Below are 19674 nucleotides of genomic sequence, written 5' to 3'. Positions count from 1 at the left end.
CGGTCAAAGCCTTATGTCTACGCCCTCGGCAACGATCGCCAGGCGGGGTGTGTTGGGAATATCGTTCGACGTGTCGTCAGCGGACTCTAGAGTCAGCGCGACTGCATCCGGGTCGCCACCATCGCCGTCGCCATCCATGTCAGCAGGATCACCACTTTGACCAAAGGCAAAGGCGATTTCGTCATAGCCCAGGTCGGAAAAAGACTGGCTCAGATCGTCGATGTTGCGTCGCATCAGGTCTAACGTATCGGCGCGGTCCGCAAGAATGTTGACTGTGATGCCTGCTTCGCTCGCGGTCAGCGTCATGCGGACGCGCCCAAGCTCGGCCGGGTTCAGCGCGATTTCAAGCGGTCTGTCCGGGTTGCGGTGCAGGATTTGAGCCATTTGTTGGGCAAGCTGGGTGGGCATTTCTGGCCGGGCTTGCAAGACTTGCGTGGTTGTCGTGGTGTGAGGGCGAATATCCCAAGCGATGTTTTCTACGGCCTCACCACTGAGCGTTTGGAATGGATCAGAGATGCGCACCGCCAAAGGTTGTGTCGTCGCCTGTGTGCTGGCTACCGAAACGGTTGGTCTTGGTGCCTTTATTTGGCGCGGGTCACCGTTTGAAGGCTGGCTGTTGTGCGACACCGTGCCGTCGCGGTGGTCCGACAAGGCCACGATCTTGCGGGCCTGTGGCACAGAAATCTGAGTTGATGCGGGCGCAGTTGGCTCGGTAGGTTGAGCGGTGTTTGAATGCGCCGCTGGTTGGTTTGCAACTGGCAATGCGGTGCGCTGTGACCGGCGAGCCTTAAGGTCGCTTTCAATCGGGCGCGGCCTCGGGTCTGCGTTTGCTGCCTGTGCAAAAGCTATTTCGGTGTGGGCCAAGACACCAGTCGATTTTGGGTTTGATGTCGTGAAAACAGGCATAACCTCGCGGGCTGTGGCCGTTGGAGAAACGGTAGAGTTGTGACTGTTGGGTTGCGTGGGCACCGCACCGGAGTTCTCCTCGACGTTCGAACCAACCGTATTCGCAGTTACCTGAATGGCCGCAATAAGTTGTGTGCCTGTATCCGTTTTTGTTGGACCGGATGTTTGAATTGCGGCCGTTGTAGCTGCTGGAGATGTGGGCGGCTGTACGCGCAAGAGACCGGCCGCTTCACTCGCTGACGCTGCAACGGTGTGCGGCGTTCGCGTAGACGGTGGGCTTGCTGTGAGCCGGGGCTGCACAAGAAAATTCTCTGGCTCTTTCACAACTGGCGCATTGTTGGCGTGGGCTGGACGAGCTTTTTGCAGGTCGTTGATCGGTAAATAATGAGCGGCGCTGCCCTTTGGATTTGTGCGACCGGCATCGGGTTGATCTGCAGCCGGCCCCCTCATTTGAGGTAAGACCTCCGTGTTTTCTGGCTGTTGCCAATTCGCGTGGGCCGGAGGCAATTTTGCGATGCGTTCGTCCCCACCTGGCTCGGGCATAGTGAGCGCTTCCGCCGGTCCGGGATCGATTTCTGGCACGGTAGTCGGCATCATAAACGCTGTGGCAACAGTTTCACTGAGGCTTTTGGCTCTGTTCGGTCGATCGGGAGTCGCCAAAGCAGCCTTTTCCTCAAATCCGTTCGTCTCTTCGAGGTCAGTCGCTTGGTTGGTATCCCAAGATGCGTCTTCAGCTGAAAGTAATGGAGCATCGTCTTGTCCCGCGGCGGAACGCGACGGATGAATCTCTGATTCTGGCGTTTCAGATGGAGCCGTCGCCTCATTCTTCGCCAACGGCTCCACGACCTCTTTGATCACTTGTTGCTGCCCCGCGTCAGCGTCGCGTCCTTCATTTCGAAACACATTTGCGAAATCGGTGCGACCATCTCGCGAGAGTGACTGCGGCGCGTCGGCATTCGCCTGCGCCTTGTCCCTTGCGGCGGTCAGATTGGACAAAACTGTGATCTGCATATGCGTCTCCGGCGAATTCTTTCGCGTTGGCGCAACATGGCCTGTGGATGGTTACTGGTTCTTTACCGCTTTGCGTGCATCATCAGAAAAATCTGTAGAATTGAAAGGAAACCTGGATGGAGATGCAATTGATTGGAGCCGCTTCCGTGGCCCAGCCGCAGTCGAAAGACGCGGCTTTGCGTGGTGCGGCACAAAAGCTAGAGGCGACGTTTCTGGCCGAAATGCTGAAAGCGGCGGGTTTGGGCGAAAGCCGATCCGGCTTTGGCGGCGGCACTGGAGAGGACCAGTTTACGTCTTTCTTGGTGCAGGCGCAGGCCGAAGAAATGGTCGAGGCTGGTGGCATTGGCCTCGCTGAGGCCCTGTTTGATGCATTGAAGGAGCGTGAAAATGACCGCTGATACGTTGCAGGGTACTATAGACTCTATGGACGACCTTTTGGATGCGGAGCGTACGGCGCTGTTGGCAGGAAATATCGAAGAGGTGTCGCGCCTGCATTTACGCAAAGAAGAATTGATCGACCAGCTGAACGCGCTGGATGCCGAGGATACTGCGCGTCTTGCAGCACTGAATACCAAGGTAGAACGCAATCAGGCCCTGCTGAACACTGCGCTGGATGGCATCCGATCCGTTTCCCGTCGGTTGGCCGCAATTCGGCGGGTACGTCAGTCCTTGGACACTTACGATTCGCGCGGCTGCAAAAAGGCAGTGGATTTGGGCGTGAATCGTTCGATCGAAAAGCGGGCGTGAAGACGGTTGAATCAAATGCGAACAACAAGAGTGAGATCGCTTAGGGAAGCATTAGTCAAATAGACGGCATGGTGCGCCTGCACTCAACGCGAGTGGCGCATGACCCCGATGAAGGGGAGTGCATTTGTCAGAACGGCAATTGGTCCGTCCCACGGGGGGGCGGGACGTAAACCTTGGCGCAAAGCGCCGTGACAAAAGGAAATGCACATGTCGAGCATTCTTACAAACAACAGCGCAATGGTTGCGTTGCAAACGCTGAAATCCATCAACAAAGACCTGTCGATGACTCAAAACGAGATCTCGACCGGCAAATCGGTCTCAAGCGCCAAAGACAACTCGGCCGTTTGGGCGATCTCCAAAGTGATGGAATCCGATGTCGCCGGTTTCAAGGCCGTGTCTGAAAGTCTTTCGCTCGGCGAAAGCACCGTGGCCGTAGCAGCAAACGCGTCTGAAACGATCACTGATCTGCTGAACGATGTCAAAGGTCGGATCGTTGCTGCACAGGAAGAGAACGTTGATCGCGATTCGATCCAACAAGACATCACGGCCCTGACGGAACAGATCGGCTCGGTCGTGGCGGCGGCTCAGTTCAACGGTTTGAACCTGATTGACGGCACCAGCACCGAAGACGTCCAGATCCTGTCCTCTCTCAACCGGGACAACAGTGGTGCAGTGACCGCGGGCCAAATTGATGTTGTGCGCCAGAACCTGTCCACAACGACACCGGCAAGTGCACAGGCCTTTGGTACAGGTGTGTCCACTCAGCCATTGGCCAATGACGCAATTCAGGTTGGTGCGGCCAACACTGGCTTTGCTGCCGCGGCCACTGACCCGGTTTCCTCTGTCACAGTGACGGGTGGTAACAGCACGACTGTAGCCTTTGGCGCGGTCTCTGCTGGCAACAGCTACCAACTGACTTTGGATGGTCTGTCGATCAACACCGCCGATGGCAGTTCTGCGACAGGCCGTCGTGACTTCCAGTTCGTCGCGAGTGCGGAGGATGGTCAGGCAGATGTGATCAACGGCTTGGCAAACCAGCTGACAGCCTTCTTTGACGCCGCAACAGACGGCGCTGATGGTTACGGTGTAACGGTTGATATTGCCGCTGGTACGCTGACGTTCTCGACCGGTGCAACGGCGGGTGACGTGGATGTTGGCGCCGTGTTCCAAAATGGTGGTACGCCCGGTTCAACCGCGTCGACCGGTGGTCTCGGAGCGCTTTCGACTCTTGATGTGACATCGGATTCGGGTGCTGCGTCCGCGCTGACTGCGATCGATGGCCTGATTGAGCAGTCGATCAACGCCGCTGCGTCCTTTGGTACAGTACAGAACCGCATCGAAACGCAATCTGACTTTGTCAGCAATCTGACAGACTCGTTCAAGTCGGGTATCGGTTCGTTGGTCGATGCGGATATGGAAGAAGTGTCGGCGCGCTTGCAGGCCCTGCAAACCCAACAGCAGCTGGGCGTGCAATCGCTGTCGATCGCGAACCAGGCGCCGCAGACAATCCTGTCGCTGTTCCGCTAATCCAAAAGGGCCAGGCGTTGGTGACCCATCGCCTGGCCCACACTTCTCTCTCCATTTGACATAGGTGAATACGTGAACGCTACGTCTCAGGCCCTGCGCGGATATGCGGAAAACGCTGTTTCCACACGAAACGGCCGCCGTGCCGAATACGACGTCATCGCGCGCGTGACGCAACAGCTTCGCGACACGGCTGTTCGGTCAAAAACGGATTTTCCTGGCTATGCAGAGGCGCTGCATCGCAACCAGAAACTTTGGGCTGCCTTGGTTGTGGACATTGTCGACAAGAACAATCCACTGCCGGAAGAGTTGAAAGCGCGCATCTTATATCTTGCAGAATTTACACAACATCACACGCGCAAGATATTGCGGGAAAAAGCATCGATCATGCCGCTGCTCGAAATAAATATGGCCGTCCTGCGTGGCCTGAAAAAGGAAGGACCTTCGCAATGAGTGGTCTCATTCTCAAGCTGAGCCCCAGAGAACGCATTTTGATTAATGGTGCTGTGATCGAGAATGGAGACCGGCGCAGTCGCCTCGCCATCATGACCCCGGATGCCAATATTCTGCGCCTGCGGGACGCGATCCATCCTGAAGATGCGAAAACGCCTGTCCGACGTGTCTGCTATGCTGTTCAACTTGTGTTGTCCGGGGATGCAGAACCAGCTGAAGCACGTCGCAATTTGCTGCGCAGCGTCGAAGAGTTGAGCCAGGTATTTATTGACCACGACAGCCGCAAACATCTTGATCAGGCGTCTCACGCACTTGTCGACGGTGACTATTATCGGTGCCTGAAGGCGTTGCGCACTCTGTTGCCGCGGGAAGAGCGGTTGTTGGCAGCTGGAGCGTAAGACATGTTCCAACCTGTCCTTCCTTCATCCGGGCTGAGTGGCTGGCAGTTTTTGCAGCGCACCTATGATCGTCAGCTTGAAACCTTCAATCAGTCAGTCGCGCTTAAACGAGATACCGAGTATTTTGCCGAGAATATCAGCAGTGTGACCTCCGCCGAAGACCTGGTGGCGGATCGTCGTCTTTTGACCGTCGCGTTGGGCGCGTTTGGTTTGCAGGATGACATTAACAACAGTTTCTTTATCCAAAAGATGTTGAGCGATGGCACCACTGCGGATGACGCTTTGGCCAACCGCTTTACTGACAGCCGATACCAAGATTTTTCGGCGGCTTTTGGACTTGGTCCGGGTGAAATTCCAGGCGCGCTATCACCAGATTTTGCGGGCGATATTATTGCCAGATTTCAGGCCAACAGCTTTGAAGTGGCAACCGGCGCGCAAGACGACACAATGCGCATTGCGCTTTATGCGGAGCGGACAATGGGCGAGGTCGTCGGCACGGAAGGAAGTGATGCTTCCAAATGGTTTACCATCATGGGACAGCCGCCGCTTCGCAGCTTGTTTGAAACCGCGCTCGGGCTTCCAACGGCGTTTGGCCAGGTGGACATCGACCAACAGTTAACCGTCTTTCAAGATCGGAGCGCAGAAATTTTCGGGGTAACGGATCCATCTCAATTTGCTGATCCAGAGGTGCTCGACAATGTGATTTCAACTTACTTTGCAAGGTCGCAATTGAGCTCATTTGGAAACGGTGCCAGTGGTGCAGCGATCGCGCTCACACTGCTGAGCAGTTGAGAGGCCTGGTAGTTCCGCCCGCAACTTGGACACCGAAACGACACTTTTTGAAGAACACTTCCCACACCTGGCCAACAGAGTTTATTGCGACGCCAAATCATCTTTAACTTGATTGACGCGCCATCGGCATCGGGGCCTTTTTTGTATTGCTGGCACGGCCTGTACGTCTGAGAATTAGACGTATTTGGTCAAAGCTGTGCGCAGGGTCCTGATCATGCGCGACTGCCATTGCTTCGTCCAGTGGGCTGAAGAGCTGTATTGCCTGGTCAATTTCGTTGTCCGTTCCTTGCGTATACAAGCCCGCCGAAATCATCATTTGGTTCTGCGCATAAGTACTGAAGTACTTTCGTATCTGGGCGATTGTCTTGTTCTCCTCGTCGGTCGCGGCCGCAGGCAGGCTTCGGGAAACGGAACGCAGTACGTCAACCGCCGGAAAACGGCCACGTTCCGCGATTGATCTGTCCAGAACGACGTGCCCGTCCAGCACACCGCGCAGAATATCGGCGATGGGTTCATCCATATCTGATCCGGCAACCAAAACGCTGAACACCGCCGTGATGTCGCCTTGCGTGTCTGACCCGGGGCCGGCTCTTTCGCAAAGCGACATGATCAGATGGGCCGTTGTCGGCGGGAATCCACGCAGAACCGGCGCTTCGCCAGCGGCCACGGCCACTTCGCGGTGAGCTTCTGCAAACCGCGTGATCGAATCGGCGAGAAACAATACCGACAATCCTTGATCCCTGAAATGCTCGGCTACGGCCATCGCCGTCCAAGCGCACCGGCGGCGCATCAGCGGGGATTGATCGGAGGTTGCGGCCACGACAATTGTGCGCGCCCGCCCCTCTGGGCCGAGAACGCTATCGACGAAATGGCGCACCTCGCGCCCGCGCTCGCCAATCATTGCGATCACGACGATATCTGCGGTAATGCGTTTGGCAAACTCGCCCATCAGGCTGGTTTTTCCGACACCGGAACCTGCAAACAGGCCGACCCGCTGACCACGCACAATTGGCAACATCGTGTCAAAAACGATATGTCCGGTGTTCAAACGTGCGCCCATCGGCTTGCGCGTGGCGGCGGCAGGCGGTGCGCAGCGCAAAGGTCGGGCAAGTGCACCACTGATCACGGGCGCACCATCCAGCGGATTGCCGTCTGGATCGATGATTCGGCCAACCCAGCTTGAGTCCGGCGCGATTGTCCCGCCGCGGGTCAGCACCACGCGATCCGCCATTGCCACCCCATCCACTGCGGCATCCGGCAGCAACGTTATTCCCTCTGGTGTGAGTTGAATAACCTCACCTTTCAGAACCTTGCCATCGCGGCAGGAAACTTCGGCGCGGTCGCCAATGCGCGCGATATGATCCAGCCCCGTCACCTGTAAAATGCCACCTTGAACGCGGGTGACGCGCCCAACACTGCGCGTGATTTCAAGCGCACCTAATTGCGATTGCAGGGTTTTCAGTCGAACAGCTCGCCGCATCGGATCCTCCGGATGTCTGCAAACTGTTTTTAAAGGAATCAGGGTTAAGCCTTGATTGAAATCACTCGAGGGAGAAGCCCCGATGTTCCAGAACCTCGCCGTCTTTGAAACGGCCCACGCAATGGCAGTGCACGCCGGGAAAAAGCAGGCTGTCGTTGCCCAAAATGTCGCCAATGCCGACACACCGGGCTATATCGCCCGCGATCTCCCCAGTTTTAAGGACATGTATGCGCCGCGCGAAACGGGTGGTCAAATGGCACGCGCCACGCGGGATGGCCACTTGCACGGCGTCCGGGCTGGTGCGGTGGCGGACATTATGGTGCAGGACAAAACTTTTGCCTCACCGGATGGAAATACCGTCTCGATCGAGACTGAAATGCTGCGCGGAACGGATGCCAAGCGGCAGCATGACCGCGCCCTCGCCATCTATAAATCCGCCATAACCGTGCTGCGCAGCAGCCTTGGCCGACAATAAGGAGGGCGGGAGATGAGCGAATTTGCCAAAGCCTTGTCAATCTCAGCCAGCGGCTTGCAAGCCCAGTCTTCGCGTTTGCGGCATTTGTCCGAGAACATCTCGAACGCGGATACGCCAGGATACAGGCGCAAAACCATTGCTTTTGAAACGGCGTTCAACGGTTCTCGAGGTGTTGCCGAGGTTGAAGCGGGCCGCGTGTCGCTCGATATGCGCGAGCTGGAACTGATCCACGATCCGTCCCACCCGATGGCGGATGAGACCGGGCATTATCAAGGGTCCAATGTTGAGCTTCTGATCGAGCTTGCGGACGCCCGTGAGGCGCAGCGCAGCTATGAGGCAAACCTCAAGATGTTTGAGCAGGCGCGACAGATGTCGTCCAGCCTGATGCAGTTGTTGCGCCGTTAAGCGGCGCATTTGAAAGGAGATCCAGAATGGATATTGCAGCACTCTCAGCGGTACAGAAATACGCGGCATCCCGCCCCGCAACCGAACCATCGACCCAGGACGGGGGCAGCATGTTTGGCCGTGTCGCCATGGATTTCGCCCAGACGGTGGCACAGGGCGAAAAAGTGGCCAAACAGGCGATGACTGGCGATGCAGACCCGCATGCGCTGGTCCAAGCCTTGGCTCAAACCGAGTTGGCCGTCGAGACGGCCGTGACCGTGCGCAACAAGGTTGTTGAGGCGTATCAGGAAATCCTGCGGATGCCTGTCTAGATGCTGAACGAAGTGATCTTTTTCGACACGTTGCGGCAAGGGCTTTGGGTGGCGGTACTGGTTTCCATTCCGATCCTGACCGTGGCCTTGGTCGCGGGTGTTTCTATCGGTTTGGTACAGGCGCTGACCTCGATCCAGGAAATGACACTGACCTTTGTGCCCAAGCTAGCGGCCATCGTGATCGTATTCTGGATGTCGATGGGCTTCATGACCCAAACCATGGTGTCGTTCTTTCAAGATCGCATCATCCCATTGATCATAGGAGGATAATTTGGACAGCACCGGATACATCACGTTGACCCGTCAGTCGGGCTTAATGCGTGAAATGCAAGTGGTCGCCAACAATATTGCCAATGCGGCTACGACGGGCTTTCGTCAGGAAGGCGTTGTGTTCTCCGAATATGTGCAAAGTATTCAGGGGGGCGGGTCGCTGTCGATGGGCAACGGCAACGTGCGCCAGACCTCTCTGGTGCAGGGGGCGTTGAATGAAACCGGCGGCACGTTTGATTTCGCCATTGAGGGCGACGGTTACTTTCTGATTGAAACGCCTCGCGGCGAACGGCTCACCCGGGCGGGCAGCTTTACCCCGAACGGAGAAGGTGACCTGGTCACTCATGACGGTTTTCCGGTTTTGGATGCGGGTGGTGCACCTATTTTTGTCCCGCCTGATGCCCAAACCATCAGCGTCGGAACCGATGGCACGATCAGTGCGGATGGCGCTCTTGTCGGTCAAATTGCTGTCGTGGTTCCCACTAATCCGACAATGATGGCACGTGAAGGTGGAGTGGTGTTTCGGGCCGATGACGGCTTTGAACCTGCTGAAACCGCCCGTGTCCTGCAAGGCTTTGCGGAGGCGTCCAACGTTGATCCGATCTCGCAATTGGCCCGCATGATTGAAGTGCAACGGTCTTACGAGATGGGTCAGAGCTTTCTTGATTCCGAAGATGAACGCGTGCGCCGTGCGATGGACGCGATGATGAAATCCAACTGAGGAGACTGACATGCGCGCCCTACAAATCGCTGCAACTGGAATGCTGGCCCAGCAGATGCGGGTCGAGACGATTTCCAATAATCTCGCGAATATGAGCACCACCGGCTACAATGCGCGTCGCGCAGAATTTGCCGATCTACACTATCAACAAATGGTGCGCCCCGGTTCGATCAACGCCTCTGATGGCACGGTTCTGCCGACCGGTGTGCAACTGGGTTTGGGTGTGCGTCCGGCTGCGGTTTCGGTGCACCTGGCGCAGGGTTCGCTGGCGGCGACTGGCGGGGACTTGGATGTGGCCATTGATGGCAAGGGCTACCTGGAGGTGACCCTGCCGTCAGGCCAAACGGCCTATACCCGCGATGGTGCTCTCAAAAGCACTGGCGAAGGTGTGATTGTGACTTCCGACGGTTATCCTGTGTCACCCGAGATCGTGATCCCAGCCGATGCGCGCAGCCTGTCGATCAATGCGGATGGCGAAGTCTACGCCTATTTCGCTGACGCAACGGCCGCGCAGTTGGTGGGTCAATTCGATCTCACGGGCTTTACCAATCCCAAGGGCTTGGAGGCGATGGGCAGCAACCTGTTTGCCGAAACTGAAGCGTCAGGGCCACCTTTGGTGTCGACCCCGGGCCAGGACGGGCTGGGCAGTTTGCGCCAAGGCTATCTTGAAGACAGCTCCGTTGATGCGGTGCGCGAAGTGACTGAACTGATCGCCGCACAGAGGGGTTACGAGATGAACTCCAAGGTGATTTCTGCCGCCGATCAGATGATGGGCGCAATGACGCAGGTGCGTTGATGCGGTTTGCTCTGATCCTTTTGGTGGTTCTGTGCGGGCAGCAAGCCGTGTCCGATGTGGTTACGCCGGTGCGCACCCTGCGGCCCGGAACGTTGATTGCGCCCGCAGACCTGACAGTCAAACCGGGCGAGCGGCCCGGTGCATTTGACCGCATCTCTGATGTGGCGGGGCAAGAGGCGCGTACGGCTCTTTATGCTGGTCGGCCTATTCCGTTTGATGCAATCGGCCCGCCGGCCCTCATCAATCGCAATCAGATCGTTTCGCTGCGGTTTGAAGGGAACGGCTTGATGATCGCCACAGACGGTCGCGCCCTTGAGCGTGGCGGCATTGGCGACCGGGTGCGGATCATGAATCTCAGTTCGCGCGCAACACTCTTTGGATACGTGCAAGCGGATGGAACGGTAAAGGTGACACAATGAAAAACCGGGCAAGAACTGCATGCGGCGCTTTGTTGTGCCTTGGATTGGTGGCCTGCGGTCGCGGAGATCACCTCGGCAAAGCGCCATCCTTTTCCGATCCGCTGAAAACGCGCGAGCACACAGCCATGGTTGCCAGCAGTTTGCCAACGGTGGTCGAGGAACGTTCGGCCATTGATCAGGCGTCACTTTGGAGCAGGCATCGCGGCTCCCTTTTGGGGGATCGCCGGGCCATTCAGCGTGGCGATATCATGACCGTCGTGATCGAAATCGACGATGAAGCAGAGATCTCTAATCGAACAAACCGGTCGCGCTCGGGTTCGGAAACTCTCGGTGTGCCGCAACTGATCGGCCTCCCGCAACGGCTGGATGAACGCCTCCCGGAAGGGGCAAGTTCGTCTGAATTGGTGTCGATTAATTCCGGCAGCAATTCTACAGGTGATGGGTCGGTGCGGCGCAACGAAAAGCTGACCTTGCGGGTTGCGGCCACGATCATCGACGTCTTGCCGAACGGGGTATTGTCGATTGCAGGTTCGCAAGAGTTGCGGGTGAACTTCGAAATGAGAGAGCTGTTGGTCTCCGGCTATGTCCGACCTGAAGACATCTCGCGCAAGAACGAGATCACATATGACAAGATCGCCTCGGCGCGTGTCTCGTATGGCGGTCGCGGACAAATCACAGATGTTCAGCAACCACGTATCGGCCAGCAGGTGCTGGACGCCGTGTTGCCGTTCTAGGGGGCCGCGAGATGAAGAAACTTTTGCCGCTGATATTGTTGCTGGTTGGGTCTGGTGCGGGTGTCGGTGCTGGAATTTTCCTGCGTCCGGCGCCTGATCCGGCTGACCCTGCGATGGCCAAGGAAAAGGTCTCGGTTGAAAAGACTGCGGCCGAACAGTCAGGCGGCACAGAGCATGAGTACGTCAAAATGAACAACCAGTTCGTCGTACCCGTTGTCGATGGGGCCCAAGTCAGCGCATTGGTGGTCATGTCGCTCAGCCTTGAAGTGCCGGCTGGGCAAAAGGACGCGATTTATGCCAGAGAGCCAAAATTACGCGATTCCTTCCTGCAAGTTCTGTTTGATCACGCCAATATTGGCGGGTTTGATGGCGCTTTCACCGATGCCAACAACCTTGATGTGCTGCGCGGTGCCCTACGTGAGGTTGCGCAGAAGGATATGGGTGATCAAATCACCGACGTGCTGATTGTCGAGATCGCCCGCCAGGATTATTGATCACAGTACCGTTCGGTCGATTGCCTGTGCCAATGCCTGATCGCGCCGCGCCCGCAGCTTTGCGTCGCGCTCGTTTTCGGCCAATGTTTCCGAAACCTGCATTTTGCCAAACGCTTTTCTGTGCCGCGCCATATGTCCTTCTTTCTGAGCCATCACCTGGGCTAACTCGATATTCAGCTGGTCTTGAGTCTTGGTCACCCAACGCAACCAGATCACATCGGCACCAATGGCACGCATTTGGCATTGTTCAGGCGGCAGGGCACGGCCTTCGGCCACATAACCGCGCAGCTTTGCCAATTCAGCCCTAAGCGTGTTTTCGCGCTTTAGGATCTGGGCAAGCTGTTGCTGACTGTGGCGGTATTTCAACGCGGTCAGTGCATGGAGTTGGTCAAAATTCATCGGTCAAGCTCCGCGTCTGGCGCGGTCGCGCATCTGGTCTGCAAAACGGATTGCAGCAGCGACGGCCTGGTAGTGATCGGGCGCAATCTCGTGTCCGATCTCGGTCACCGCATAAAGCGTGCGTGCGGTGGGTGGATCGCTATGGATAGGCACGCCTGCCTCCATTCCGGTTTCGCGGATCCGCAGGGCAATTTCGTCCACTCCCTTGGCCACACAGACCGGTGCGGTGCCAACATCGCGTGCCCATTTGAGGGCCACGGCGTAATGCGTTGGGTTGACGATGATCACGTCTGCCTTTGGCACATCGCCCATCATCTGCTGCGCGGCGATGGCCTGCGCGCGCGACCTGCGTTCTTGTTTCAGGTGCGGGTCACCTTCGGAATTCTTGGTCTCGTCCATGATTTCCTTGCGTGACATTCGGTTCTTGCGAATGTGTTCCTGGTGCTGCCAAAGCGCATCGATCCCGCCGATAACGACAGAGACGAGCACCACCACCAACAAGAATGCCACGCAGAGTTCGGCCAGTAATTGCACCACGATCCCGGGGCTCGCGTGAATAACAGAAACCATCTCGGGCAGGCGCGCGTTCAGAAACGCAGCGAGGCAAATGGAATAGATCAGCAGTTTCGCAAAGCTTTTGCCAAACTCGAAAAACCCGCTCCGCCCGAATTTCTGTTTCGCGTTCTGGATCAAAGACAGGCGTGACATCTTGGGCTGAAGCTTGGTCGGGGCCACGACAAACGCGCGTTGCGCCAGGATCGCAGTGAGCACAGCAAGCCCTGGCAGCACAAAGATCGGGGCCAAGGCCAGCCCTGATTGAAGCAAAACGCCACTCATCGGTGCGGCTGGCCCGCCTTCGAAAACCACCTGCGCCATGCTGTCGGCCTGATCAATCATCACTTGAAGCTGTATGCCAAGCGACTGGACGACCTGGGCCCCCATTGCAAGGAAGGCGAGGGTCAGCCCCGCGTATCCTGCCGCTGTTTGCAGGTCGACAGACTTGGCAATATCGCCCTTTTTTCGCGCATCCAGCAGCTTTTGCGGCGTCGGGTCAAAGGTCTTGTCATTGTCTTCGTCCTGGTCACTCATGGTGCAGGCCCAAAGGGATTGGCCATGAACTGGTCCAGTGCGGACAGCCACACAGCCAACATTGTCGGTGCCGCAAGAAACAGCAGGAAAAGGCCGCCCAAAGTGATGACCGGCGCACCGACAAAGGCCACCATGAGCTGCGGCATCGCCTTGTTGATGACGCCAAGCGCAAGGTTATAGAGCACCGACATCAGCACAAAGGGTGCTGCCAGAACAAAGGCCAGTTCAAAGGCCCTGGCCACTTGGGCTGCGCCCCAATCCGCCACATCGCTGCCCCCTGCAAAAAAACCCATTGGCAAAATGGTGTAGGAATGGATCAGAAGTTGTGCAGCCTTGATGTGCAGCCCGGCCATGACGGCCAGCGCGATGGCGCCCACCGTCAGGACGTAGCCCATGGCAGGCAATGGCTCGATCGCCGCGCCACCAAGGATTTGCGACAGAGATGTGGATTGCGCGGCGATGGCGCCTGCGGTTTGCAGGGCCAGAATGAACAGGCGGATGCCCAAGCCGATCAATGCGCCTGACAGCGTTTCGGTCAGTGCGAGTGTGGCGATGACGCCCGCCGTGGCTGGCGGCGGAGCGCTGGAAACGGCGGGAGCGACAATCAGAGTGAAGGCGAGCGCAATGACCAGTTTGATCCGCATGGGCACCGTGCGTTCGCCAAATCCTGGCAGCAATGAAACGGTTGCGCCCACGCGCAGAAAGACGACAAAGCCGACCCACAATTGTGCTTGCAATAGCGCCATCAGATCATCCGCCACTGTCACGCTGCAACAACCCCGACCAGGGCAGGACGCGCGTCGATACCGATCTCTTCGAAAGACAGAACCGGGTTCGAGATTCCCTTGGCCCGCATCAAGGTTTTGAGGAAACGACGCCGTCTGGTGTGTGTAACCACGGCAGCAAAGACGCCTTGTTCACTGGCATCCTGCAAGCGTTCCGACATGTTTTGCGCCAGCTTGTTGAAAAGGTCAGGTGGTAGGGCGACGTCCAGACCCCGATCTGCATCGACCTGATAATTGGCGAATGCATCCTCCCATTCCGGGGCAAGTTGCACGAGCGGAAGTGTGCCATCAGGGCGGCGCATTTCGGCGACCAATTGAAAGCCAAGGCGTTGGCGCACATGTTCGCAGATCGCTTCGGGCTGGGCGTTCTGGCCGCGCGCTTCGGCCGTTGCCTCAAGGATCAGAGGCAGGTTTCGGATCGACACTTGTTCATCAAGAAGTAATCGCAGCACTGCATGCAAGACGTCGATTGGCACTTTGTCGGGGATCAGCTCATCCAGGAGTTTTCGGTTTGCATCAGCGCGCCCGGGATCAGAGATGTTTGTCATTTCCTGCAACAGACGGCGCAGGGATTTCAGTGTCAAAAGGCGGCTGAAGTTCTGCTTGATCACCTCCAGCAAATGCGTCGCCAAAATCTCTGTCGGTGTCACCAGCGTTATGCCTGCGAGGGCAGCGTTCTCCTGATCCTTTGGATTGATCCAACGGGCAGGCGCGCCATAAACCGGCTCGGTCGTGTCCTTGCCAGCGGGCAGCGCGCCTGCTGCATCCGACGTGAGGGCAAGAATATCTGTGGCGCTCAACTCGCCGCGCGCCTGTTCGACCCCTTGGATGCGCAACACATAGGTGCCGCTCGGCAGGCCGGGGTGATCGGTCAACCGAATTTCCGGCAGGATCAGCCCAAACACCGAGGCCACATGCGTTCGCATGTTTGCGATCCGGGCATCAAGGCCAGTGCCCGGGTCCAGCACCATGTTGACCAGGTCAGGCGAAAACTCAACGTGGATGTCGTCCAGCTCAAGCACATCGCCTAGTGACTTTTCGGCGGGGATGGCGGTGCTGTCGTCAATCTCGGGCTGGATAACGGCGCGCGCCTTTTGTTGCTTGTGCATCAGGAACGCGGCGATGCCCAATCCCACGCCACCCGCCATGAACGGCGCAAAGGGCAAGCCGGGAACGAGTGCAAACAGAATCATCAGAATGGCAACCGTGGCCAGAGCCGACGGATGCTTGCCCAACTGGTCGAACACGGCCAGATCGGTGGCCCCTTTGGCGCCCCCCTTGGCCAGCAACAGGGCAGAGGCGATGGAAATCACAACCGCCGGGATTTGCGAGACCAATCCGTCACCAACTGTCAGTATCGCGTAGGTTTCAAAGGCGCTGCCCAGCGGCATACCATGCACGACGGTGCCCATGATCAGCCCGGCCACGAGGTTCAAGAGCGTGATCAAAAGGCCCGCTATTGCGTCCCCTTTGACGAATTTCGACGCGCCATCCAGTGAGCCGAAAAAAGTGGTTTCGGCCTGTTCCAATTCGCGCCGCTCTTTGGCTTCCTTGTGGTCGATTGCGCCCGCGGACATGTCGCTGTCGATGGCAAGCTGCTTGCCTGGCATCCCATCAAGGGCAAAGCGTGCGCCGACCTCTGCCATGCGGGTCGCGCCTTTGGTGATAACCATAAAGTTCACGATCAAAAGCACGCAGAACACCACGAGGCCTAGGAACACACTGCCGCCCATGATGAACTGGGCAAAGCCGTTGATGACGTCGCCGGCGGCCTGCGTGCCTGTATGCCCTTCGCCGATGATCAGTTTTGTTGATGACACGTTCAACGACAGCCGCAACATTAGCGAGGCCAGCAAGATCGTCGGAAAGGCCGAAAAATCGAGTGGCCGCTCGATGAACAGCGTGACGGTAAAGATCAGGATGGCCAAGGCAAAGGAGGCCGCGAGCCCGATATCGAGGACCCAAGCGGGCATTGGCAGGATCATCATCACGATGATGGCCATCAATGCGACAGCCAGTAGGACGGTGGGGTTGAACGCAGCGCGTGCGCTTAGCTTTAAGCTCCGCTCAGCCATTGTCGCCACCTGTGCCAAAAAGCGAACGCCGCGCTGTGCCGCCCAAGGGGACCAGCGACCCGCGGCTTGTTGCCGCCGATGTGCCAGTCAGGAGAGGAAACGTATTGGCGCGGTTGGTGACGGCTGCGGGTGCGGCGGCTACTTCGACCGGGGCGAGGTCGCGATGGATGCTGTCAAAGCGTGCTTTGTAGATCTTGGCGAATTTCGGGGTGCGCGAATGATAGGCCCCTGCCGCCTCGCGCCAGCTTCCCATTTCGCGGTGTAATTGCGACAGAAACTGTGCGGCATAGCGCGCGTTCTTGACCGGGTCGAACATCTCTTCGATCGATTCAAAGGCAGCACTGTGCCATTTGTAATTGATCTGAAAACAACCGACATCAAAGCTGCGCGCGCCACGTTTGAAATGCTTGAATACAAAGGCGCGTGCGGCGTCTTCAGTCTCGAACCAGTGGCCCTTGCCCTCCATATTCACGGTCCAGGGCCAGGGTTGCAGCGTGCCTTGCCGCCCGCGCCCGGTTTCCGTGCGTGTCACGGCCCGCAATATGTCGAGGGGGACGTCAAATTCACCCGCTACCTGTGCCGCCGCCCGGTCACAATAGAGCCCCGGACGCGCCAGTGCTGGCGTGCCAAACAGCCCCGCAAGGCACATCAATGCCACACCTATCCGCGGCGACAGCCGACAGAGAATCGTTTTCACAATTATGCCCTCATCACGTTCTGTGATGGGCAGAGGTTAGGGCGGCTCGGTTTAGAAATAGTAACCAAGTTCGGGGACAAGCATGGCTTTAGCCGGGGCGCAGGCCCAAAATCTTTCGCGCCTGCTGCCATGTGGCGACGGGGCGTTCGTATTTGTCACAAAGCTCAGCCGCGCGCTGGACCAATGCCGCATTCGACGGGGCAAGCCTGTCACGGTCCAGCCGCATGTTGTCTTCCAGCCCCGTGCGGGTATGCCCGCCAGCCGCGATGGCCCATTCGTTTACCTTGATCTGGTTTGGGCCGATCCCGGCGCCGCACCATTGGGCATCAGGCAATAGCCTTTGGACCGTTTTGATATAAAAATCAAAGGTCTCCTTGTCCGCAGGCATAGCGTTTTTGACGCCCATAACGAATTGCACATAAAGCGCGCCGGGAATGCGCCCGTCGCGATTCATCGCAGCCGCCTGGTGTATGTGGCTGAGGTCGAAGGCTTCGATTTCCGGCTTGATCTCATAGCGACGCATCTCGGTCGCCAGCCAATCCACAAGGTCTGGCGGGTTCTCGTAGACCCGCGTGGGAAAGTTGTTTGAGCCGACCGAAAGCGACGCCATGTCAGGGCGCAGCGGCAGCATCCCGCCGCGTTCCCGCCCCGCGCCCGAGCGTCCACCGGTCGACAGTTGGATGATCATGCCGGGACAATGCTTTTCCACCCCTTCCTTGAGACGCGCAAATTTCTCTGGATCTGAGGAGGGCGTTTCGTCGGTGTTGCGCACATGGGCGTGACAGATGCTGGCGCCCGCCTCGAACGCGGCATGGGTGGACTCCACTTGTTCCGCAACGCTGATCGGAACCGCCGGGTTGTTGGCCTTGGTCGGGACGCTGCCGGTGATGGCAACGCAAATGATGCAGGGTTTGGTCATGATGTCGGGGCCAGTTCGGGGTTAAGACGATGGAATGCAAAGCCCGCCATTTGTATCTTGCCCGCACTTTTGATCAACTCAAACTTTGAACAGCGTGGTCGTCGTTGCGTGGCACATGTGATCCGGCCTATCACAAACCATGCAGAGCGGAACGGGCCATGCCATGACCAAGACATTGAACCCCAATACAATTGCGCCGCCATTTGGCGCCTATAGCCATGGGATCTCGGCGGCGGCGGGACAACTCGTTGTCACGTCAGGCCAACTGGGGTTGAGCGCGCAAGGCGAAGTGCCGACAGGTGTCCGCGAACAGGCAGAGATTTGTTTTGCGAATATCGACGCGATCCTGCGCGAGGCCGGTCTGGACCGTGTGCATGTCTTGCGCCTGAATGCCTATGTGACGGACCGCGCGCATATGGCTGACTATATGGCCGCCAGAGATGCCTGGTTGGCCGGTGTGCAGCCTTTGCCCGCCTCGACACTGATGATTGTTTCGGGCTTTAGCCGCCCTGAGTTTCTGGTTGAGGTCGAGGCGACCGCGATGGGCTGAGACCTAGCTGGTTTCAACACAATGGCGGCGAAAGGCGCGCTTGAGCATGTCCAACTCGGCCCGCAAAAGCTCAACCTCGGCCCGGATATCGTCGCCCAAGGTCTCGCCTGCAATAATGGTGAATTGCCCGATCTTTTCGTCGTCCACCGCATCGGTGATGACAAAGACCTGAACCCCATCGGCAATCGCATCGGGCGGGATCGGCACCTGCAGCAACCAGTGCCCTTCGGCCTCATTCTCGGTCAGTTGCACGTTGGGGATGTCGGTGTTCTGGTGAGTCACCTTGATCTGAGGTACGCCGGTGCCGGTCTGGTGGATCAACCCTTGCCAAATGCCATAGCGCATCTTGATCGGGGTGAGGGTCAGCGTGCTCATCGCGGGCGTCCTTTCCTTAAAGTGCGGCGCGCGGGCGGCGCGAGAAGGTTACATCGCGCAGCGTCACCTGGTTCATCTCCGGCCCTTCAAAGATGATGTCCATCCATGCCCGGTCCACGCGTTTTTCATTAAGCTTGGAATAGGCGAGGTCAAATTCGACGCTCACCTCCTTTTCGTTCAGGGGCAGTTCGCGGACGATCTGTTCAGTGTTGGGCCCGTGGCGAATATTGAGGCGAGCAAAGATTTCCAGCGGTTTTTCCATCTCGACAATGGCATTCATGCCAATCAGGTGCGTCTTTCTCATTCCCTCAACGGCCTCGTGGGGCAAGTCCACCACCAGCGACAGGAAAGATCCATCAAAGCGAAAGACATCCATGCGCAGGCCGTAGGGGGCCAAGTCTTCTTCGCGGGTGTTGCGCAATTGGCGCAAGGTCAATTCACTAAGGGTGCAGTCGTGGAACAGGGTGATTTCACTGCCCAGCATGGATTTGGTTTCGACCGAGGACATGCCGGGTGTGGCAAGTGAGCCACGCCAAAGTTCAGGCCGCCAGGCCCAATCGGCATTGTGCGGGCGGGCAAAGCTGGTTGATCCGATGACCGGCAGGGCAAGCCGTTCGTCGGCCTTGTGCACAAGGCGGTCGAGATGGCTGCGCAAAAGCCGCGCCGAGTTGCGCGTCGCACGCAGTTCATCCATAGGCAGGTCGCTTGCGTTGCGCGCAGCACGGGCCCACCTGCGCATCGCCCGGCGGTGCGCAAGTTTGTCGATGAAACTGATTTTTTTGCCTGCCATATGCCCTATTTAGCCCTGATGCGTTCGGCCCCTTTATCTAACGCAAAGGTTTCCCGCAA

The 19674-nt window shown here is 57.7% G+C and carries 26 protein-coding genes; 16 read left to right on the top strand and 10 right to left on the bottom strand.

Translation table 11 applies throughout. The features are described 5' to 3' along the window. Positions 1 to 3: 3 nt before the first annotated feature. On the bottom strand, positions 4 to 1917 hold the full coding sequence (locus Q1A44_RS01900; RefSeq protein ID WP_299618762.1) for a flagellar hook-length control protein FliK: 1914 nt from the start codon (positions 1915 to 1917) through the stop codon (positions 4 to 6). A gap of 116 nt (positions 1918 to 2033) precedes the next feature. Between Q1A44_RS01900 and Q1A44_RS01895 the strand changes: the two genes are divergently transcribed. From Q1A44_RS01895 to Q1A44_RS01870, 6 genes are all read left to right on the top strand, one after another. After that, on the top strand, positions 2034 to 2315 hold the full coding sequence (locus Q1A44_RS01895) for a rod-binding protein (RefSeq protein WP_299618759.1): 282 nt from the start codon (positions 2034 to 2036) through the stop codon (positions 2313 to 2315). Further along, entirely contained in the window at positions 2305 to 2664 is a 360-nt protein-coding gene (locus tag Q1A44_RS01890) for a flagellar biosynthesis protein FlgN (RefSeq protein WP_299618756.1), read from the top strand. The genes Q1A44_RS01895 and Q1A44_RS01890 overlap by 11 nt, the downstream gene beginning before the upstream one ends. 207 nt (positions 2665 to 2871) lie before the next feature. Further along, positions 2872 to 4191 carry a flagellin gene (locus tag Q1A44_RS01885; RefSeq protein ID WP_299618753.1) on the top strand — a complete coding sequence of 440 codons (1320 nt, stop codon included), beginning with the start codon at positions 2872 to 2874 and terminating at the stop codon, positions 4189 to 4191. A 72-nt stretch (positions 4192 to 4263) separates the two neighbouring features. Then, positions 4264 to 4641, top strand: a complete 378-nt coding sequence (flaF, locus tag Q1A44_RS01880; protein ID WP_299618750.1) for a flagellar biosynthesis regulator FlaF — start codon at positions 4264 to 4266, stop codon at positions 4639 to 4641. Next, the gene (gene flbT, locus Q1A44_RS01875; RefSeq protein WP_299618747.1) at positions 4638 to 5039 is read left to right on the top strand and encodes a flagellar biosynthesis repressor FlbT; all 402 of its coding nucleotides are present in this window, start codon (positions 4638 to 4640) and stop codon (positions 5037 to 5039) included. Before flaF ends, flbT begins: the two co-directional genes overlap by 4 nt. Positions 5040 to 5042: 3 nt before the next feature. Further along, the gene (locus tag Q1A44_RS01870) at positions 5043 to 5831 is read left to right on the top strand and encodes a DUF1217 domain-containing protein (RefSeq protein WP_299618744.1); all 789 of its coding nucleotides are present in this window, start codon (positions 5043 to 5045) and stop codon (positions 5829 to 5831) included. A gap of 103 nt (positions 5832 to 5934) precedes the next feature. Here the strand turns inward: Q1A44_RS01870 and Q1A44_RS01865 are convergent, their stop codons facing one another. Next, positions 5935 to 7311, bottom strand: a complete 1377-nt coding sequence (locus Q1A44_RS01865; RefSeq protein ID WP_299618740.1) for a FliI/YscN family ATPase — start codon at positions 7309 to 7311, stop codon at positions 5935 to 5937. Positions 7312 to 7393: 82 nt separating this feature from the next. On the opposite strand from Q1A44_RS01865, the gene Q1A44_RS01860 reads away from it, so the two are divergent. The 9 genes from Q1A44_RS01860 to Q1A44_RS01820 are packed head-to-tail and all read left to right on the top strand — an operon-like array spanning position 7394 to position 11936. Next, the gene (locus tag Q1A44_RS01860) at positions 7394 to 7786 is read left to right on the top strand and encodes a FlgB family protein (RefSeq protein ID WP_299618737.1); all 393 of its coding nucleotides are present in this window, start codon (positions 7394 to 7396) and stop codon (positions 7784 to 7786) included. Between the two features lie 12 nt (positions 7787 to 7798). Further along, a complete protein-coding gene (gene flgC / locus Q1A44_RS01855; protein WP_299618734.1) occupies positions 7799 to 8191 on the top strand; it encodes a flagellar basal body rod protein FlgC in 393 nt (130 codons plus the stop codon). A gap of 26 nt (positions 8192 to 8217) precedes the next feature. Beyond that, positions 8218 to 8502: a flagellar hook-basal body complex protein FliE gene (fliE, locus tag Q1A44_RS01850; protein ID WP_299618731.1), complete on the top strand. Its 285-nt coding sequence runs from the start codon at positions 8218 to 8220 to the stop codon at positions 8500 to 8502. Continuing rightward, the gene (locus Q1A44_RS01845) at positions 8503 to 8772 is read left to right on the top strand and encodes a flagellar biosynthetic protein FliQ (RefSeq protein WP_299618728.1); all 270 of its coding nucleotides are present in this window, start codon (positions 8503 to 8505) and stop codon (positions 8770 to 8772) included. Position 8773: 1 nt separating this feature from the next. Further along, positions 8774 to 9493, top strand: a complete 720-nt coding sequence (locus Q1A44_RS01840; RefSeq protein WP_299618725.1) for a flagellar hook-basal body complex protein — start codon at positions 8774 to 8776, stop codon at positions 9491 to 9493. A 10-nt stretch (positions 9494 to 9503) separates the two neighbouring features. Further along, positions 9504 to 10289 carry a flagellar basal-body rod protein FlgG gene (flgG, locus tag Q1A44_RS01835; protein WP_299618722.1) on the top strand — a complete coding sequence of 262 codons (786 nt, stop codon included), beginning with the start codon at positions 9504 to 9506 and terminating at the stop codon, positions 10287 to 10289. Beyond that, positions 10289 to 10708 (top strand): flagellar basal body P-ring formation chaperone FlgA, encoded by a 420-nt coding sequence (gene flgA, locus Q1A44_RS01830; protein WP_299618719.1) that lies wholly within the window; start codon positions 10289 to 10291, stop codon positions 10706 to 10708. Before flgG ends, flgA begins: the two co-directional genes overlap by 1 nt. After that, on the top strand, positions 10705 to 11442 hold the full coding sequence (gene flgH, locus Q1A44_RS01825; protein WP_299618716.1) for a flagellar basal body L-ring protein FlgH: 738 nt from the start codon (positions 10705 to 10707) through the stop codon (positions 11440 to 11442). The genes flgA and flgH overlap by 4 nt, the downstream gene beginning before the upstream one ends. An 11-nt stretch (positions 11443 to 11453) precedes the next feature. After that, positions 11454 to 11936: a flagellar basal body-associated FliL family protein gene (locus tag Q1A44_RS01820; RefSeq protein ID WP_299618713.1), complete on the top strand. Its 483-nt coding sequence runs from the start codon at positions 11454 to 11456 to the stop codon at positions 11934 to 11936. Here the strand turns inward: Q1A44_RS01820 and Q1A44_RS01815 are convergent, their stop codons facing one another. From Q1A44_RS01815 to Q1A44_RS01790, 6 genes are all read right to left on the bottom strand, one after another. Continuing rightward, positions 11937 to 12335, bottom strand: a complete 399-nt coding sequence (locus Q1A44_RS01815; protein ID WP_299618710.1) for a hypothetical protein — start codon at positions 12333 to 12335, stop codon at positions 11937 to 11939. A gap of 3 nt (positions 12336 to 12338) precedes the next feature. Then, positions 12339 to 13424 (bottom strand): flagellar biosynthesis protein FlhB, encoded by a 1086-nt coding sequence (locus tag Q1A44_RS01810; protein ID WP_299618707.1) that lies wholly within the window; start codon positions 13422 to 13424, stop codon positions 12339 to 12341. Further along, the gene (locus Q1A44_RS01805; protein ID WP_299618704.1) at positions 13421 to 14170 is read right to left on the bottom strand and encodes a flagellar biosynthetic protein FliR; all 750 of its coding nucleotides are present in this window, start codon (positions 14168 to 14170) and stop codon (positions 13421 to 13423) included. The genes Q1A44_RS01810 and Q1A44_RS01805 overlap by 4 nt, the downstream gene beginning before the upstream one ends. A 17-nt stretch (positions 14171 to 14187) precedes the next feature. Next, entirely contained in the window at positions 14188 to 16284 is a 2097-nt protein-coding gene (gene flhA / locus Q1A44_RS01800) for a flagellar biosynthesis protein FlhA (protein ID WP_299618701.1), read from the bottom strand. Then, a complete protein-coding gene (locus tag Q1A44_RS01795) occupies positions 16277 to 16981 on the bottom strand; it encodes a transglycosylase SLT domain-containing protein (RefSeq protein ID WP_299618698.1) in 705 nt (234 codons plus the stop codon). The genes flhA and Q1A44_RS01795 overlap by 8 nt, the downstream gene beginning before the upstream one ends. Positions 16982 to 17069: 88 nt before the next feature. Then, the gene (locus Q1A44_RS01790) at positions 17070 to 17900 is read right to left on the bottom strand and encodes a 3-keto-5-aminohexanoate cleavage protein (RefSeq protein ID WP_299618693.1); all 831 of its coding nucleotides are present in this window, start codon (positions 17898 to 17900) and stop codon (positions 17070 to 17072) included. 163 nt (positions 17901 to 18063) lie between these two features. Between Q1A44_RS01790 and Q1A44_RS01785 the strand changes: the two genes are divergently transcribed. After that, positions 18064 to 18450: a RidA family protein gene (locus Q1A44_RS01785; RefSeq protein ID WP_299618690.1), complete on the top strand. Its 387-nt coding sequence runs from the start codon at positions 18064 to 18066 to the stop codon at positions 18448 to 18450. A 3-nt stretch (positions 18451 to 18453) separates the two neighbouring features. On the opposite strand, the gene Q1A44_RS01780 is transcribed toward Q1A44_RS01785, so the two are convergent. Beyond that, complete coding sequence (locus Q1A44_RS01780; protein WP_299618687.1) at positions 18454 to 18825, bottom strand: hypothetical protein; 372 nt, start codon at positions 18823 to 18825, stop codon at positions 18454 to 18456. 16 nt (positions 18826 to 18841) lie between these two features. Further along, positions 18842 to 19615, bottom strand: coding sequence for a DUF6478 family protein (locus Q1A44_RS01775; protein ID WP_299618684.1), 774 nt, complete (start codon positions 19613 to 19615; stop codon positions 18842 to 18844). Between the last annotated feature and the right edge of the window lie 59 nt (positions 19616 to 19674).

This window comes from uncultured Tateyamaria sp. (assembly GCF_947503705.1).
In the GTDB taxonomy this organism is placed as follows: Bacteria; Pseudomonadota; Alphaproteobacteria; order Rhodobacterales; family Rhodobacteraceae; genus Tateyamaria.
The sequence above is the reverse complement of the archived record's forward strand: the minus strand, read 5'-3'. Positions and strand labels throughout refer to the sequence as shown.

Coding starts and splice junctions, on each gene's coding strand:
- Q1A44_RS01895 (WP_299618759.1), top strand. CDS start 2,034: ATGGAGATGCAATTGATTGGAGCCGCTTCCGTGGCCCAGCCGCAGTCG.
- Q1A44_RS01790 (WP_299618693.1), bottom strand. CDS start 17,900: ATGACCAAACCCTGCATCATTTGCGTTGCCATCACCGGCAGCGTCCCG.
- Q1A44_RS01815 (WP_299618710.1), bottom strand. CDS start 12,335: ATGAATTTTGACCAACTCCATGCACTGACCGCGTTGAAATACCGCCAC.
- flhA (WP_299618701.1), bottom strand. CDS start 16,284: ATGGCTGAGCGGAGCTTAAAGCTAAGCGCACGCGCTGCGTTCAACCCC.
- flbT (WP_299618747.1), top strand. CDS start 4,638: ATGAGTGGTCTCATTCTCAAGCTGAGCCCCAGAGAACGCATTTTGATT.
- Q1A44_RS01860 (WP_299618737.1), top strand. CDS start 7,394: ATGTTCCAGAACCTCGCCGTCTTTGAAACGGCCCACGCAATGGCAGTG.
- Q1A44_RS01780 (WP_299618687.1), bottom strand. CDS start 18,825: ATGAGCACGCTGACCCTCACCCCGATCAAGATGCGCTATGGCATTTGG.
- flgC (WP_299618734.1), top strand. CDS start 7,799: ATGAGCGAATTTGCCAAAGCCTTGTCAATCTCAGCCAGCGGCTTGCAA.
- Q1A44_RS01900 (WP_299618762.1), bottom strand. CDS start 1,917: ATGCAGATCACAGTTTTGTCCAATCTGACCGCCGCAAGGGACAAGGCG.
- Q1A44_RS01870 (WP_299618744.1), top strand. CDS start 5,043: ATGTTCCAACCTGTCCTTCCTTCATCCGGGCTGAGTGGCTGGCAGTTT.
- Q1A44_RS01890 (WP_299618756.1), top strand. CDS start 2,305: ATGACCGCTGATACGTTGCAGGGTACTATAGACTCTATGGACGACCTT.
- Q1A44_RS01785 (WP_299618690.1), top strand. CDS start 18,064: ATGACCAAGACATTGAACCCCAATACAATTGCGCCGCCATTTGGCGCC.
- Q1A44_RS01865 (WP_299618740.1), bottom strand. CDS start 7,311: ATGCGGCGAGCTGTTCGACTGAAAACCCTGCAATCGCAATTAGGTGCG.
- Q1A44_RS01885 (WP_299618753.1), top strand. CDS start 2,872: ATGTCGAGCATTCTTACAAACAACAGCGCAATGGTTGCGTTGCAAACG.
- Q1A44_RS01820 (WP_299618713.1), top strand. CDS start 11,454: ATGAAGAAACTTTTGCCGCTGATATTGTTGCTGGTTGGGTCTGGTGCG.
- Q1A44_RS01845 (WP_299618728.1), top strand. CDS start 8,503: ATGCTGAACGAAGTGATCTTTTTCGACACGTTGCGGCAAGGGCTTTGG.
- Q1A44_RS01805 (WP_299618704.1), bottom strand. CDS start 14,170: ATGGCGCTATTGCAAGCACAATTGTGGGTCGGCTTTGTCGTCTTTCTG.
- fliE (WP_299618731.1), top strand. CDS start 8,218: ATGGATATTGCAGCACTCTCAGCGGTACAGAAATACGCGGCATCCCGC.
- flgH (WP_299618716.1), top strand. CDS start 10,705: ATGAAAAACCGGGCAAGAACTGCATGCGGCGCTTTGTTGTGCCTTGGA.
- Q1A44_RS01810 (WP_299618707.1), bottom strand. CDS start 13,424: ATGAGTGACCAGGACGAAGACAATGACAAGACCTTTGACCCGACGCCG.
- flgA (WP_299618719.1), top strand. CDS start 10,289: ATGCGGTTTGCTCTGATCCTTTTGGTGGTTCTGTGCGGGCAGCAAGCC.
- flgG (WP_299618722.1), top strand. CDS start 9,504: ATGCGCGCCCTACAAATCGCTGCAACTGGAATGCTGGCCCAGCAGATG.
- Q1A44_RS01775 (WP_299618684.1), bottom strand. CDS start 19,615: ATGGCAGGCAAAAAAATCAGTTTCATCGACAAACTTGCGCACCGCCGG.